Origin of the sequence: Haloferax marinum (assembly GCF_009674625.1) — an archaeon.
Taxonomy (GTDB): Archaea; Halobacteriota; Halobacteria; order Halobacteriales; family Haloferacaceae; genus Haloferax; species Haloferax marinum.
This window is the reverse complement of the sequence record NZ_WKJQ01000001.1, coordinates 2,796,500-2,810,864: the sequence shown is the minus strand read 5'-3', so window position 1 is coordinate 2,810,864 and position 14,365 is coordinate 2,796,500. Positions and strand designations below refer to the sequence as shown.

Genomic DNA, 14,365 nt, shown 5'->3' with positions numbered 1-14,365 from the left:
GTCGTCGCACTCGCGGGCAATGGGCTTCTTCGACGACCTTCGAGACCGAATCGAGAAGACGAACAGCGTCGTCTCGGTCGGCCTCGACGCCGACATCGACCGCATCCCCGACCATCTCCTCGACAAGGACCTCCCGCGGTGGGCGTTCAACCGCCGCATCATCGACGCCACCCACGAACACGCGGCGGCCTACAAACCGAACGCGGCGTTCTACGAGGACGCCGATGGCTGGCGGTCGCTCCGCGAGACCATCGCCTACGCCCACGGAAAGGGCGTTCCAGTCCTCCTCGACGCCAAACGCGCCGACATCGGCAACACGACCCGAAAGTACGCGAACTTGCTCGACGAAGCGGACGCGATTACGGTCAACCCATACATGGGCCGTGACTCCATCCAACCGTTCCTCGGCCGTGCAGACAAAGGCGTGTTCGTCCTCTGCCGCACGTCGAATCCGGGTGGGGCAGACCTCCAGTCGCTCGAACTCGCGTCTGGTGAACCCCTCTACGAACGTGTCGCGGCGCTCTGTGACCTCTGGAACGAACACGGCAACGTCGGCCTCGTCGTCGGTGCGACCGGTCCAGACGAGTTAGAACACATCCGCGAACAGGTGCCCGACCTGCCGTTTCTCGTCCCCGGTGTCGGTGCACAGGGCGGCGACGCCGAGGCAGCAGTCGAGTTCGGTCTGGCAGACGGCGTCGGCCTCGTGAACTCCTCGCGCGGTATCATCTTTGCCGGCGAAGACCAGGGAGAGAACTTCGACAAGGCCGCCGGGCAGGCCGCAAAGCGTCTCAAGAATCGGCTGAATCAGTACCGCTAACTGCCAGTCGACCGAGGCGGGTCCGGCGAGACGTTTACCCTCGTCCATCCCATAGAAGGCGTGTGGACCGGGACCGACTCGTCATGGGCCTCGCAGCAGTGTTCGCGGGTATCACCATGCTCATCGTGGTGTTGGCCTTCGCGTACCAGCCGTTTCTGCTGGTGATGGCCATCCCCTTCGGCGCGACGACGTACTTCATGTACGCCCACGTCAGCGGTCGCTTAGAGGACCGATTCTATCAGAAACGGGTCCGAATGGGTGACGGACGCGTCGGGTTCCAGTCGAGTGGCAGAGCCGGGGGTCGAACGGAGACCGGAGGCTTCGGTGCTGGCCCTCGTGGAGACCCACGCGAGGGACCCGGTGCCGGTCGATTCGGCGGCAACGGACAAACGAGCCGACGAACCCGATATCAGCGTGTTCGACCCCCACGGAACGGACTCAGTCGAAGCGAAGCACTCCGCACGCTCGGGCTCGACGCCGACGCCTCGTCCGAGGACGTGAAACGAGCGTACCGTGAGCGCGTCAAAGAGACGCACCCCGATTCGAAGACGGGTGACGAGGAAGCCTTCAAACGAGTCTCTCGGGCGTACGAACGCCTGTCAGAGTAACGTTCGAGCACTCCGAGTACTCGTTCGTCGATATTTCGAGCATTCTGCGCATTCAGAGTACTCGTTCGCCGATACCGGTCGATGTCCAGACAGCCCACTGACGAGTCGGTGATGTCCCGTGAGTGGTATTAACATGGTTACCACTACCGCGGAAAGCGTTTTCACGGTTGGTTTCCTACGGCCGGCCATGAGCGCTGACCGGGCCATCCTCGACGAGGCCCTCGAGCGCGGTGAGGAAGAAGGCGGAAACGTCGAGTTCAAAGAACGCCTCACCCGTGCCGTTCACCTGTCCGACGGTCGGATGGAGTCGCTTGCTGCACAACTCCGACACAGAGTGCTCTCTGGAGATGGCGTCGCCACCTACGTGGTCGGCGTCACCGACGATGGTGGTATCGCCGGTATCTCTCCGGAAGACTTCTCCGAGACGATGGACGTTCTCTCCCTACTCGCCGAAGAAGCGGGCGCACACATCGAAGACGTCGAGACGTGGGGCGTCGGCGAACGCGCCGAACGCGGCCTCGTCGGCGTCGCGACCATTCGTGAGGGTGCGATGCTGGACGTCGACGACGACCACATCGTCGTCGGAACCGCCGGCCACGTCGACCACGGCAAGTCGACGCTCGTCGGGTCGCTCGTGACCGGACAGGCCGACAACGGAAACGGCCAGACGCGGTCGTTCCTCGACGTGCAACCGCACGAAATCGAGCGTGGTCTCTCTGCGGACCTCTCGTATGCAGTCTACGGCTTTTCCGAGGACGGGCCGGTCCACATGCGAAACCCCCATCGGAAATCGGACCGGGCACACATCGTCCAGGAAGCCGACCGACTCGTCTCCTTCGTCGATACCGTCGGCCACGAACCGTGGCTTCGGACGACGATTCGTGGACTCGTCGGCCAGCGACTCGACTACGGGTTGCTCGTCGTCGCCGCCGACGACGGCCCGACGCGGACGACTCGAGAACATCTCGGCATCCTGCTGGCGATGGAACTGCCGACTATCGTCGCTATCACGAAAGCCGACGCCGTCTCCGAAGACCGACTCGACGAGGTCGAACGCGACGTCGAACGACTCCTCAGAAACGTGGGTCGAACGCCTCTCAGTGTCGAACGTCACGGCGTCGAAGCGGCCGTCGACGAGATTAGTGAGTCGGTCGTCCCCATCGTCCTGACGAGTGCGGTGACGATGGACGGACTGGCCGAACTCGACCACATGTTCGAAGCCCTCCCGAAGCGGAGTGCTGCCGAAGGCGACTTCAGAATGTACATCGACCGGACCTACTCGGTCACGGGGGTCGGTGCCGTCGCCTCCGGGACAGTCAACTCCGGTGCGGTGGAAGCGGGCGACACGCTCCTTTTGGGCCCGATGGGCGACGGGTCGTTCGAGGAGGTCGAAGTGCGGTCTATCGAGATGCACTACCACCGGGTCGACCGGGCAAACGCCGGCCGTATCGTCGGTATCGCACTCAAGGGCGTCCGCGAGTCTGACGTCGAACGCGGGATGGTCTTGCTCCCCGCCGACGCCGAGCCCACTGCAGTCCGCGAGTTCGAAGCGGAAGTGATGGTGCTCAACCACCCGACTCGAATCCGCGCGGGGTACGAACCGGTCGTCCACATCGAGACCATCTCCGAAGCAGCAGTCTTCTACCCCGACGGCGGCCAACTGCTGCCGGGCGACACCGGAACGACTCGCGTCGAGTTCAAGTTCCGACCGTACTTCGTCGAGGAGGGCCAACGATTCGTCTTCCGTGAGGGTCGGTCAAAAGGCGTCGGTACGGTGACGAAGATTCACTAATCAGCGTCCAGCGATCGGCCGTCGACAGCGACGTACCCGCCGTCTTCTATTCGTGCAATCCCGAACAGCACCGCCCAGTCGAGCAGGGCTGTAACCCGCCCACGCCAGCGTCGTTCCCACCCGTTTGGGTCGCGGTGACGCTCCCAGTTCGGGACGGTCGGTTCGAACGCCTCGAAGACTGCGTCGGCCGTGACTGAACCGTCGCTGTTGGCGAGGGTGTCGAGCACTTCCCGAGCACCGAAGACGTTCGCTTCGAACGCCGTTGCGAGGTCGTCGAGTGACCGTTCGTCGCGGAGGCGCTCGAATCCGCGACCGGTCTCACGGGCGAGTCCGAGCGACTGACAGAACACCAGCCAATCGCGTCCCTCGTCTGGTGTCACGTCTAACCGCGTGGCGAGACGACCACAACAGTCGTCTTCGGTCCCCGGAACGAGCGGGACGGCGCGGTGGGCCTCCCAGAGTCGGTCCACCGACTCCGGTGCGGGCGGGACCGGCTTTCGCCTCACAGTCCGAACGAGTCGGCGAGGACCGATTCGTCCGTCTCACCGAACGTGTAGGTGGGGCCATCGATGACGTCGATAGTCGCCTGTGCCGGGCCGAACACACCGGGGTCGACCTCGCCGAAGTCCCACTCGGCGTCTTCGAACAGTTGCTCGAAGGGCACGCCGTACTCCTCGCCCACAGTCGAGATTGCCTGGTCGAAGTCGTCGAAGTCCTCGGTGACGGTCATGTGGACGCGTCCGCCGTAGGCGACGGCGTCGTTCGTTCGACTCATCGCCACGCTCTCGTCGTAACTGACGGGTGCGAGGGGAGCAGCCCCGTTGACCGAAATCACGTGTTCTGGGTCGTAGCCTGCTTCGAACAGGTTGAACATCGCGAGTTCTGCCGCACGGGCCGCGCCCGTGACGCTTCCGGCGAGAGACCCAGTCGCGTACGTGGGCAGGAAGACGGCAGTTGGTTCGACGTCACACATCTCTGCGACGTGTTCGGCCACCTCGTCAGTCGGCAGTTCGATGCTCTCGACGGTGAGCGCCGTCAGGTCGAACTCGTCGTAGTATTCGAGGTGGTGGAACTCCTCTTCTTCACCGACGAGGGCGCGTGCCGGACCCGACCCCAGTCCGTCGAAGTCGTCGAAGACGAGTTCCCACCCGGCCTTCTGCGAACAGAGGAGTGCGAGTGCGGGCCGGTCTGTCGAGAGTTCGACGTAGGGGCGCGGTGTCCCTGCAACCTCACCCATCCGCGTCTGTACCGTCGCGAGGCCGGCGGTCTGAATCTCAGCGAGGAGCATCCCCGCTTCGACACCGCCGTCGGCGTCGACGCCGAAGTCGATGACCGTCGCACCGGAGTCGAGTTCGTAGGCCTCGATGCCGAGTTCGCCGGCGAAGTCGAGCGCCTCGTCCACCAGTTCGATGGCCATTCGATTGATGCTGTCCATGCCCGCCGATTACGCGTCTTCGGCTAAAGGGTTTGTCAGTCTCCCGCTCTGCGGCGCACGTGGACGTATCTCGAAGTGCGACTCAGTTGGTTATTCGCGGTCTTTCGTCGCCGAACGCCCGAGGTGTTCTTCCACCGCCGACACCTTGTCTGCGGCACGCTGGTCTACCGTTCGCTTGTCGTCTACCTTCAGGAACGTGCTCACTCGGTCGCCATCGACTGCTTTGTGGGCCGCGGCCACTGCGGCGAGTAGTTCGTCGATGCCGTCCGCCTCGATAATCGTCCCCATCGGATTCGTCTCGTACGACACGTCGAAGTCGTCGAGTGCGGCGACCGCCTTGGCGACTTCGCCCGACATACTGCCTTCGATAACCGGTGCGACGCTCAGCATTGCAATGACCGTCATAGCACACACGTCGTCCCGACGAAAGGTAAAACAACGTGTTAGAAATACGATAAGATGGGTTCGAACCGACGAGGCTATCTTCCTGACAGTCTTCCATTCAGATATGTCTCGCAGTGGTATCACGCAGTTGGCACTCGTCTTCGCCGCGGCGATCGTGGTCGGTGTCATCTTCGGCTCGGTAGTCGGTGAACTGGTGGGGTACTCGACGGAGTGGACTGCGACGGGCGGTGCGCTCGGCATCGCAATCGGGCTCTTCACGACGACGCGGTAACTCCTCGGCGCTGTTTTTTCTCTCTGCCCGACGTATCGGATTCCATGAATCAGCGCGTCACGCGTGCACTCACCCTCGGTCGGGCAATCGCCTACGAGGTTCGTGCCGAACGGCTCACGTTCATGGCCGGCAGTATCGCCTACGGAGCGTTCGTCTCACTACTCCCGCTTTTCCTCCTCGTGCTCGCTGCCGTCTCGGCGACCGGCAACAGCGACCTCCGACAGAGCGTCATCACCCTCATCGAGTCCGTGCTGACGCCCGGCGCGGGCAACGTCATCGTCGCAGAACTCGAAACGTCGAGTCAACTCGCGAGTCTCTCCGTCGTCGGTGTGCTCGTGTTGGTGTGGGGGACGCTCCGTATCTTCCGCGGCCTCGACACCGCGTTCTCGGACATCTACGAGTCGGAAGCAGCAAACACGTTCACCGACCAACTCTCCGACGGCGTCGTCGTCCTCGTCACCGTCGCACTCGCCGTCGTCGTGGGGGCGCTCATCGAGACTGCGCTTCCGCCACTCGATGGAACGCTCGGATGGGTCGTCTACCGCGGCGTCCTCGTCGTCCTCCTCTTCGCGTCGTTCTACCCGATGTACTACATCTTCCCCGACGAGGACGTGTCCTATCTGGAAGTCGTCCCAGGGACGCTCGTCGCTGCGGTCGGGTTGACGACGTTCGAGTCGCTCTTTCGGCTCTACGTCCAGTACAGCAGTCGCGCTCCCGAGTCGAGTGTGGTCGCTGGTATCCTCGTCTTGCTGACGTGGCTCTACTTCAGCGGGCTCGTCATCCTCCTCGGTGCGGCGGTGAACGCGGTTCTCTCGAATCGCTCGCGTGACGTGAACGTCCGCCCGCTCTTCGGTGGCGTCCCCATCGACTCGCAGGCCGGTGGAGCGTCGCGAAGCGACGTGGTCGCGGCCATCAGTCGATTCGAGCAACTCGTCACAGACAACCCAGACGAAGCCGTCGAAGTCCGCGTCGGAGACGAGACAGTTCGGATTCCATCCCCCGAAAAAGTCGTCGTCGACACCGACTTGAACCGGTTCCTCCCCGAAGGGCCGGTCCGGTTAGAACTCAGATGGTCGTCGTGGCCAGACAGTCAAGACGACTGACAACGTGGATTATCTCTCCTGCGAGCGTAGGTCGACTATGGCAACCGACAAATCCTCCCGTCCGGTCACGCCGCCCAGTGAGACACCGGTCACGCCAACCCGCCCACTCGACGGAGACCACACGACGTGGGAGACAGTCGAGACGAGTTCGACGACCGAATCACGTGCTGTCCGCCCTCCAGTCGTCGTGGAAAACCGAACGATGGGTCACCACCACTTCGGGGAGGCCTTCCTCGTCTGGCAGTGCGACGACTGTGGGAACGTCGGGTCACTGACGGCCTATCCGACTGCCTGCCCGGACTGTGGGACGGGACGCGAAGCACTGTACTATTACACCGAAGACTGACGCACCGGGGCGTCTGTCACTACTGACCGCGACGGTTTTCCCGCCAGACACCCACCGGCGAGTATGTACCTCTCTCACCCTGTCCGCCGGATGCGCGACGACCCGTTCGACGACGAGACAGCGGAACTCCGCGTCGAACCCGCCGACGACGACGCCAGAGTCGCCCTCGACGACCACGTCGAATCGCTCGGTGGGTCGATAGAAAAAGAACTGCAGTTCGGTGGAGTCGTGGTCGTTCTCCCCGAGTCTGAGGTGGCGGCACTCTGCGAACTCGACGGTCTCGAACGAATCGAGACGGTCGATACGCTCGGGTATTGAGCTCCCACGGGCAGTACACTGCTGAGTCAGTGAGTCTCGTCACTGGAGTGTAGCAGTGAGTCTCGTCACTGGAGTGTAGCAGTGAGTCTCGTCACTGGAGTGTAGCAGTGAGTCTCGTCACTGGAGTGTAGCAGTGAGTCTCGTCTCGACAACATATTGGTCACTGGAGCCTCGTCTCGACGATATATACTACTTCGCTCACGCGCACGTCGTCAATCCAGTTGGTGAGGGGAGAGTGAATCCAGTTGGTGAGGGGAGAAGGGGAATCGTCTGAGAGTCGATTCGACCCAGTGCGTGCCAGTTAGTGCCATGGTTCCTCGAAGGTCGAGTTCGGAAATAGTGCGCCGGCAGAGAGTTTGATGACCAGTGTGAGTGTCACTCCGGACCCTCCGTACACGACTGAGTCTACCAGAGTTTGGACTCTCGACACCAGTCTGGGGAGGATAGAAACGCTGCCTCCTACACTCCAAACCATAGCTGAGTCTACACTAACATTTGTTCTCTTGTTCTGTCCGTTGCTTAGTCTACACCAAACACTACATTTCTAAATTAAAATCTGATTTTCTAATTAGACAACCTTAACACACAAAACAACAAACTCCTGCTGATGAACGGGTCCAACCAAGACTGGTGGCCGAATCAGTTGAAATTGAACAGTCTCGACCAGAACGCCCGCCGGACCGACCCGATGGGTGAGGAGTTCGACTACGAGGAGGAGTTCGAGACGCTCGACCTCGACGCTGTGAAGGCCGACCTCGCAGCGGTAATGACGGATTCCCAGGAGTGGTGGCCTGCTGATTACGGTCACTACGGACCGCTCTTCATTCGGATGGCGTGGCACAGCGCCGGCACGTACCGAACGAGCGACGGCCGTGGTGGCGCGTCCGACGGTGCACAACGCTTTGCGCCCCTCAACAGTTGGCCCGACAACGTCAACCTCGACAAGGCACGCCGACTGCTCTGGCCTGTCAAACAGAAGTACGGCCGCAAACTCTCCTGGGCCGACCTGATGGTGCTCACGGGGAACGTCGCGCTGGAATCGATGGGATTCGAGACGTTCGGCTTCGCCGGTGGACGCGACGACGCCTTCGAACCTGACGAGGGTGTCTACTGGGGGTCCGAGGAGGAATGGCTCGGCGACGAGCGCCACGACGAAGACGGCGACCTCGAAGAACCGCTCGCCGCCGACCACATGGGCCTCATCTACGTGAACCCCGAAGGGCCGGGCGGCGAGCCCGACCCACTCGAGGCAGCGAAGTACATCCGGCAGACGTTCGACCGCATGGCGATGAACGACGAGGAGACGGTCGCGCTCATCGCCGGCGGACACACGTTCGGGAAAACCCACGGTGCTGCCCCCGACGACGACCTCGGCCCAGACCCTGAAGGTGCCCCAATCGAAGAACAAGGTCTCGGCTGGAAGAACTCCCACGGAACGGGCAACGGTAACGACACGATTACCAGTGGCTTGGAAGGTGCGTGGACCAACGCGCCGATCAACTGGGACAGCGGATTCCTCGACAACCTGTTCGAATACGAGTGGGAACTAGAGAAGAGCCCCGCCGGTGCGTGGCAGTGGCGGCCGACGGACGAATCTGCAGAAGACGACGTCCCGAACGCTCACGACCCGTCGAAGCGGGAAGCCCCCATGATGCTCACGACGGACCTCGCACTCAAGGAGGACCCAGACTACCGACCGATTGCGAAGTGCTTCCACGAAAACCCAGAGGAGTTCCGAGAAGCCTTCGCGAAGGCCTGGTACAAACTGACTCACCGCGACATGGGCCCACCGTCCAGATTCCTCGGCCCAGAGGTTCCAGACGAGGAACTGCTGTGGCAAGACCCACTCCCTGACGCCGACTACGACCTGGTCGGTGACGACGAGATTGCCGCACTCAAAGAGGAGATTCTCGACTCGGAGCTTTCTGTCTCCCAACTCGCCAAGACCGCCTGGGCGTCGGCGTCGACGTTCCGCCGGAGCGACAAGCGTGGTGGTGCAAACGGGGCCCGAATCCGTCTCGAACCGCAAGCGAACTGGGAGGTAAACGAGCCAGAACAGTTAGCCACCGTCTTGGAGACGCTGGAAGGGATACAGGAGGAGTTCAACAGTTCCCAGTCCGACGGGACGGCGGTTTCGCTCGCCGACCTCGTCGTTCTCGGTGGGTGCACAGCAGTCGAGAAGGCGGCTGCGGACGCTGGCTACGACGTGGACGTTCCGTTCGAACCTGGACGTGTCGACGCGTCACAGGAACAGACCGATGCCGACTCGTTCGACGCACTCGAACCGAAGGCAGACGGGTTCCGTAACTACCTCGGAGACGACGCCGACCAACCGGCCGAAGAACTGCTGGTGGACAACGCAGACCTGCTGAACCTGACGCCCGCCGAGATGACGGTTCTGGTCGGCGGAATGCGTGCGCTGGGCGCGAACTACGAGCAGTCCGACCTCGGAGTCTTCACCGACCAGACGGAGACGCTGACCAACGACTTCTTCGTGAACCTGCTCGGTATGGATACGGAGTGGGAACAGTCGTCGGAATCCGACAACGTGTTCGAAGGATACGACCGTGAAACGGGCGAACTCTCGGCGAAGGCCACTCGCGTGGACCTCGTCTTCGGGTCGCACTCCCGACTTCGGGCCATCGCAGAGGTCTACGGCTGTGACGACGCCGAAGAGAAGTTCGTTCGTGACTTCGTCGACGCGTGGAGCAAAGTGATGACCCTCGACCGATTCGACCTCGAATAATCTCGGCCGAGTGGATGGAGACCGTCGACGACGCTTCGATGGCGTCGTGACCGCAGTCTCTCGAACGCGACGCTACTTTTTCGAAGAACAGACTCGAGGGGAATACGTCCGAGATTGTGCCGGAGTTGTTTTAATCAGTTCGCTGTCTGGCGGTTTCGACACAGCCCACAGATGAGGAGAGCAACTCGAAGAGCTGTGAAACGAGCCAAACGTTTTTGTTGGCTAACCAGAACATAGGTTCGGAGAACATGTTCCTCCTGCCTCGTATCCGGAAGATACTCGCAGGCTCAAGAGTGGAGGCGTTCACAGCTGCTGCGTTGCTCCCCTCAATCCCTGCGAAACTTCTCGACCCACTCGTTGCAGTAGGAATCGACGTGGCAGGGCCATCGGCAGTTGGTTTTGTAGTATATCAATCTTTGATCGGCAATCAGGACCTCGGATTGGCACTTACCTGGGGACTCTTTGGCTACCTCGTCTATTCCCACACCGAGATGCTGTACCCAGATTCCGTCTCGGTCTCTGATAGCCGCGGATTTCGGATACTCACCGCGATATTTGCAGTCGTTTTCGGTTTGGGGTCCTGGGGCGGACTCATTCCAGTGGCGGTTCCCGGTGTTCTTCAACGGACGGCTAACGAACCGACTGTTGTAATCCTCCTAACTCTGGTCTTCTTGGTGGTTGGAACAGTCGTGTTCTGGTACTACCTCATGTTCGAATATGAGGGCGATTTGTACGACACCAGCAAAGGCATTCTCAACCCATATGGGGGGTTCTTCGACTTTGCAGAAGGCAACGCGGAAGAAATGTATAATCTCACAGATGATGGATTGAGCCGATATATCCGAGGTGGTAGCGTCACCGCACTATCGATATTTCCAGTGTTCGTCGCCTGTATCGTTGGAATTGTAGGAATCGCTCTCAATCTATTTTACCCGCTCCCCGAGGTCTTTCTGTTTATTGGACTGATTGCCCAAAGACTGGATATATTCACGAGTTTCAGAAATTCGCGCCTCAAAGCGCCAGTATTTGAGGTTGACTTGCGCCTTGTCGACAGTATTAGCACAGCCGCAAAGAGCATCAAAGGGAGTATTGTAATTCTCGTCAGTCTTCTTGGGTCTGTACTTTCGGGTCAGGTATTCCTTTTTTCCGCCGGTGCCATGATATTACTCCTCCGCAGAGCGACGAGACCTGTTCTATCAGGCTCAGCACTCGATGTCTCTTCGGTAGGACTTATCCTTGGACTCGGTTCTATACTGGTGGCAATATGTCTAATGGGTGTCTATTCACTAATCTATTGGCTCCGTCGGTTGGAGCGTACTGGTGCAGCGGTCGAATATTGGGAAGCCAAGTGGACTGAGGGTGGTAACCAGAAATCTCAGTCGAGCGTGGCCTGTCTAGATTGGTTGCTCATCCCTGCCCACCTGCCGTTCGTCGCAATCGCTGTACTGGGGAGGACCATGGGTAACAATGTGTCTCCGGTTGTCGCTGCCCTGGCGCTAGTTGGGACAGGAGTACTATCGATGGTTCCGATGATATGGGGTCTACACCGACTCCGGCAGAAGGACCGCTCACAGAGGGAGTGGTCTATACGAACAGACACTCGAGATACATTACTTACGGTCTTAATTCAATTCGGAGCACTCGTAGTGTGGCTCCCTGCGAGCACATTCGGGTTCGATTCGTTCTTGTACCTGCTATTTTTTGGAGGCGTACTATTGACTTCGCTGTATTATATGCCGGACGGGTCTCGTTGGGCCTCATCCCGTGATGGATATTGGAAGTTCGCTGGAGAGCTTCCCCCTGTTGTCTTTGCCTGTGCGGTGATTCTCATAACGATTCAGATGAACATCTCTCCACTCGTCGCAGTTATTACTGGTATTCTCGTTCTTATCTCCCTCTTGAACACGGCTATCGAACTGCGTCTGGATTCGAACTACTGACTGAACGAGTCGTCGAAGTCCTCAGTAATGCTACTTGACTGTCCAACACCAATACAGACTGCAATTACCACCCGTCGACATCGTTCTTCTCTACTTCGTGTCGGAAGATGAATATTTGAACGCTGTGCAGTCCCTGCACGTGCTCACACTCGCTTCGCTCGTGTGAACCACGGTCGCTCACTGGCGTTCGCTCCCTGGTTCAGAATCCCTTCTGGAACACTTCTTCACTCCACGGAACTCGGAGTCTAGCGACTCCTCGTTTGGTTCCGTTTAGAAAGTGCGTCGGCTGGGATTTGAACCCAGGTTGTGACCATGGCAAGGTCACGTGATACCACTACACTACCGACGCAGTATGGAAGTGCGCTGGCTGGGATTTGAACCCAGGTTGTGACCATGGCAAGGTCACGTGATACCACTACACTACCAGCGCATTCCGCGTGTATCGTGGGGCTTCCTGCACTTCAGGGTAATACCGGATTGATAAATAAGACTTGCGAAACGGGGGAGAAATCGGGCGACAGCGCGGCACCTGCTACCATACGAGATTCGTCTGCAGCTACCTGTCGATAATCGTGTAATTCACTAACATGCGTCATTCGCCAATCCCCCACAAAATGGGTCGTGGGACCTTGTACCACCCCAGAACGGATTCGCTACTCTTTTAGGTAGGCCCCCGGTACAAACGCCACAGTCTAGACGATACGAGGATGAACACGGCATGAAACTCAGCGTACTCGTGCCGACCTCACTCGTCCGGGAAGCCGAAGATCAACGCGAGGCAACTCGCAAACTCGGCTACGTCGCCCGCGCGGCGGCGGTCTTCCGGGCGGACGAACTCGTCATCTTCCCCGACGAAGATGGCGAGAACAAGTGGGGCGGTGAGTTCGTCGAAACCGTACTTCGGTACGCCGCGACGCCCCCCTACCTCCGAAAGGAGGCCTGGGGCAAGCGGGACGAACTTCGCTACGCTGGAATCTTGCCGCCCGTTCTCGTCTCGTCTACGACCGCGGACGACTCTGACGAGTTGCCCGCGTTGCGAGAAGGAATCGTGACCGAGGTCGGACCTGACGACCGCGTTCGGGTCAATTGCGGAATGCAACACCCGATCTCCCTGTTCGTCCCCCCTGGGATGGACGTTTCAGAGGGAGAGCGCGTCGCTGTCAGGATCTCTTCGCGAGAACCGGTCCGTGCGAGGATCGTCGACGACCCCCTTCCGGGGTTCGACGTATCCCGCATGGACCTCACGGAAGCACTCGGCAGGCCAGATGCGGGCGTGCGAATCGCCACGTCTCGCTATGGCGAGCCGCTGTCAGTCCCCAGATTGGGTGAACTGACTGCCCGCATCGCCGACACCGGCGGTATGACCGTCGTCTTCGGTTCACCGGGCCGTGGGCTTCCGGACATGCTCGGGATGTCTCCCGAGGATGTTGCAGACGTCGAACCTTCCGGTGGTCCGGGGTTCGACCTCTGGCTCAATACGATTCCGCGACAGGGAAGCGACGTGGTGCGAACAGAAGAAGCGATGTTCGCCTCACTCGCCTCCCTGACACTCACGGAGTGAATACATGCCACAACCAAGCAGACCACGAAAAGGCTCGATGGGCTTCAGCCCACGCAAGCGTGTGACCAAAGAGGTCCCGCGCATCAAGTCGTGGCCAAGTGACGATGGCTCTCCTGCACTGCAGGGATTCGCTGGCTACAAAGCCGGCATGACCCACGTCATGATGGTCAACGACGAAGCGGACTCCCCCCGAGAGGGTATGGAGGAAGCAGTGCCGGTGACCGTCGTCGAGACGCCACCGATGCGTGCTGTCGCCCTTCGCGCCTACGAGCAGACGTCGTACGGTATGAAGCCGAAGACTGAGGTCTGGACGAACGAGTTCCACGACGAACTCGACCGCGTCCTCAACCTTCCGGCAGAAGACACGTTCGAAGAAGACGCCGAAGCGCTTCGCGAGGCCGTCGAGGCCGGCGAAGTCGATGACCTCCGCGTCATCACGCACACGGTCCCGTCCGAACTCAAGAACGTGCCCAAGAAGAAGCCCGACGTGATGGAGACTCGCGTCGGTGGCGGCTCCCTCGTGGAGCGCGCCGATTTCGCCCTCGAACTCGTTGCCGAGGGTGGCGTACACGAGATGTCCGACGTGTTCCGCGCTGGCGAGTACCTCGACGTCGCCGGTGTCACGAAGGGTAAGGGTACGCAAGGTCCCGTCAAGCGATGGGGCGTCCAGAAGCGGAAGGGCAAGCACGCCCGCCAGGGTTGGAGACGCCGTATTGGCAACCTCGGCCCATGGAACCCGTCCCGCGTTCGATCGACGGTTCCGCAACTCGGTCAGACTGGCTACCACCAGCGCACCGAACTCAACAAGCGCCTCATCGACCTCGGCGACGGCGACGACGCCTCCGTCGAAGGTGGCTTCGTCAACTACGGCGAGGTCGACGGCAACTACGCGCTCATCAAGGGTTCGCTTCCGGGCCCCAACAAGCGCCTTCTGCGGTTCCGCCCGGCCGTCCGGCCGAACGACCAACCGCGCCTCGACCCCGAGGTGCGCTTCGTCTCTACCGCATCGAACCAGGGTTAAAC

Annotated in this window: 14 protein-coding genes and 2 tRNA genes; 11 read left to right on the top strand and 5 right to left on the bottom strand. The window is 60.4% G+C overall.

Annotated features, from left to right (window positions below):
• Nucleotides 1-19: 19 nt before the first annotated feature.
• The 3 genes from pyrF (at nt 20) to GJR99_RS14195 (ending at nt 3,217) form a co-directional block, all read left to right on the top strand.
• A complete protein-coding gene (gene pyrF, locus GJR99_RS14205) occupies nt 20-817 on the top strand; it encodes an orotidine-5'-phosphate decarboxylase (protein ID WP_151113269.1) in 798 nt (265 codons plus the stop codon).
• 62 nt (nt 818-879) lie between these two features.
• Entirely contained in the window at nt 880-1,425 is a 546-nt protein-coding gene (locus GJR99_RS14200) for a J domain-containing protein (protein WP_151113267.1), read from the top strand.
• 187 nt (nt 1,426-1,612) lie between these two features.
• Nucleotides 1,613-3,217, top strand: a complete 1,605-nt coding sequence (locus GJR99_RS14195; protein WP_151113265.1) for a GTPBP1 family GTP-binding protein — start codon at nt 1,613-1,615, stop codon at nt 3,215-3,217.
• Here GJR99_RS14195 and GJR99_RS14190 read toward each other — a convergent pair.
• The 3 genes from GJR99_RS14190 to GJR99_RS14180 all read right to left on the bottom strand — a co-directional run bounded on the left by GJR99_RS14190 (nt 3,214) and on the right by GJR99_RS14180 (nt 5,057).
• On the bottom strand, nt 3,214-3,723 hold the full coding sequence (locus GJR99_RS14190; protein ID WP_151113263.1) for a hypothetical protein: 510 nt from the start codon (nt 3,721-3,723) through the stop codon (nt 3,214-3,216). The two genes, GJR99_RS14195 and GJR99_RS14190, sit on opposite strands and share 4 nt — an antisense overlap.
• Complete coding sequence (mch, locus tag GJR99_RS14185; protein WP_151113261.1) at nt 3,720-4,652, bottom strand: methenyltetrahydromethanopterin cyclohydrolase; 933 nt, start codon at nt 4,650-4,652, stop codon at nt 3,720-3,722. The genes GJR99_RS14190 and mch overlap by 4 nt, the downstream gene beginning before the upstream one ends.
• A 90-nt stretch (nt 4,653-4,742) precedes the next feature.
• Nucleotides 4,743-5,057 (bottom strand): MTH1187 family thiamine-binding protein, encoded by a 315-nt coding sequence (locus GJR99_RS14180; protein ID WP_151113259.1) that lies wholly within the window; start codon nt 5,055-5,057, stop codon nt 4,743-4,745.
• 103 nt (nt 5,058-5,160) lie between these two features.
• Between GJR99_RS14180 and GJR99_RS17510 the strand changes: the two genes are divergently transcribed.
• From GJR99_RS17510 to GJR99_RS14155, 6 genes are all read left to right on the top strand, one after another.
• The gene (locus GJR99_RS17510) at nt 5,161-5,328 is read left to right on the top strand and encodes a hypothetical protein (RefSeq protein ID WP_191967135.1); all 168 of its coding nucleotides are present in this window, start codon (nt 5,161-5,163) and stop codon (nt 5,326-5,328) included.
• Between the two features lie 44 nt (nt 5,329-5,372).
• Nucleotides 5,373-6,431, top strand: coding sequence for a YihY/virulence factor BrkB family protein (locus tag GJR99_RS14175; protein WP_151113257.1), 1,059 nt, complete (start codon nt 5,373-5,375; stop codon nt 6,429-6,431).
• 37 nt (nt 6,432-6,468) lie between these two features.
• Nucleotides 6,469-6,777, top strand: a complete 309-nt coding sequence (locus GJR99_RS14170; protein ID WP_151113254.1) for a DUF7130 family rubredoxin-like protein — start codon at nt 6,469-6,471, stop codon at nt 6,775-6,777.
• A 63-nt stretch (nt 6,778-6,840) separates the two neighbouring features.
• Nucleotides 6,841-7,095 carry a hypothetical protein gene (locus GJR99_RS14165; RefSeq protein ID WP_151113252.1) on the top strand — a complete coding sequence of 85 codons (255 nt, stop codon included), beginning with the start codon at nt 6,841-6,843 and terminating at the stop codon, nt 7,093-7,095.
• A 607-nt stretch (nt 7,096-7,702) separates the two neighbouring features.
• Nucleotides 7,703-9,841, top strand: coding sequence for a catalase/peroxidase HPI (katG, locus tag GJR99_RS14160; protein ID WP_151113250.1), 2,139 nt, complete (start codon nt 7,703-7,705; stop codon nt 9,839-9,841).
• Between the two features lie 248 nt (nt 9,842-10,089).
• Nucleotides 10,090-11,781, top strand: coding sequence for a hypothetical protein (locus GJR99_RS14155; RefSeq protein WP_151113248.1), 1,692 nt, complete (start codon nt 10,090-10,092; stop codon nt 11,779-11,781).
• 278 nt (nt 11,782-12,059) lie between these two features.
• On the opposite strand, the gene GJR99_RS14150 is transcribed toward GJR99_RS14155, so the two are convergent.
• Both GJR99_RS14150 and GJR99_RS14145 read right to left on the bottom strand, forming a co-directional pair.
• Nucleotides 12,060-12,130: transfer RNA gene (locus GJR99_RS14150), tRNA-Gly, on the bottom strand.
• 10 nt (nt 12,131-12,140) lie between these two features.
• Nucleotides 12,141-12,211 (bottom strand) — tRNA-Gly (locus tag GJR99_RS14145).
• A gap of 288 nt (nt 12,212-12,499) precedes the next feature.
• On the opposite strand from GJR99_RS14145, the gene GJR99_RS14140 reads away from it, so the two are divergent.
• The gene (locus GJR99_RS14140; RefSeq protein ID WP_151113246.1) at nt 12,500-13,342 is read left to right on the top strand and encodes a putative RNA uridine N3 methyltransferase; all 843 of its coding nucleotides are present in this window, start codon (nt 12,500-12,502) and stop codon (nt 13,340-13,342) included.
• A gap of 4 nt (nt 13,343-13,346) precedes the next feature.
• On the top strand, nt 13,347-14,363 hold the full coding sequence (locus GJR99_RS14135) for a 50S ribosomal protein L3 (RefSeq protein WP_151113244.1): 1,017 nt from the start codon (nt 13,347-13,349) through the stop codon (nt 14,361-14,363).
• Nucleotides 14,364-14,365 lie beyond the last annotated feature (2 nt).

Excerpts from the sequence above, each read along its gene's own strand:
- mch (WP_151113261.1), bottom strand. The coding sequence starts at position 4,652 with ATGGACAGCATCAATCGAATGGCCATCGAACTGGTGGACGAGGCGCTC.
- GJR99_RS17510 (WP_191967135.1), top strand. The coding sequence starts at position 5,161 with ATGTCTCGCAGTGGTATCACGCAGTTGGCACTCGTCTTCGCCGCGGCG.
- GJR99_RS14175 (WP_151113257.1), top strand. The coding sequence starts at position 5,373 with ATGAATCAGCGCGTCACGCGTGCACTCACCCTCGGTCGGGCAATCGCC.
- GJR99_RS14195 (WP_151113265.1), top strand. The coding sequence starts at position 1,613 with ATGAGCGCTGACCGGGCCATCCTCGACGAGGCCCTCGAGCGCGGTGAG.
- katG (WP_151113250.1), top strand. The coding sequence starts at position 7,703 with ATGAACGGGTCCAACCAAGACTGGTGGCCGAATCAGTTGAAATTGAAC.
- GJR99_RS14140 (WP_151113246.1), top strand. The coding sequence starts at position 12,500 with ATGAAACTCAGCGTACTCGTGCCGACCTCACTCGTCCGGGAAGCCGAA.
- GJR99_RS14135 (WP_151113244.1), top strand. The coding sequence starts at position 13,347 with ATGCCACAACCAAGCAGACCACGAAAAGGCTCGATGGGCTTCAGCCCA.
- GJR99_RS14180 (WP_151113259.1), bottom strand. The coding sequence starts at position 5,057 with ATGACGGTCATTGCAATGCTGAGCGTCGCACCGGTTATCGAAGGCAGT.
- GJR99_RS14165 (WP_151113252.1), top strand. The coding sequence starts at position 6,841 with ATGTACCTCTCTCACCCTGTCCGCCGGATGCGCGACGACCCGTTCGAC.
- GJR99_RS14155 (WP_151113248.1), top strand. The coding sequence starts at position 10,090 with ATGTTCCTCCTGCCTCGTATCCGGAAGATACTCGCAGGCTCAAGAGTG.
- pyrF (WP_151113269.1), top strand. The coding sequence starts at position 20 with ATGGGCTTCTTCGACGACCTTCGAGACCGAATCGAGAAGACGAACAGC.
- GJR99_RS14170 (WP_151113254.1), top strand. The coding sequence starts at position 6,469 with ATGGCAACCGACAAATCCTCCCGTCCGGTCACGCCGCCCAGTGAGACA.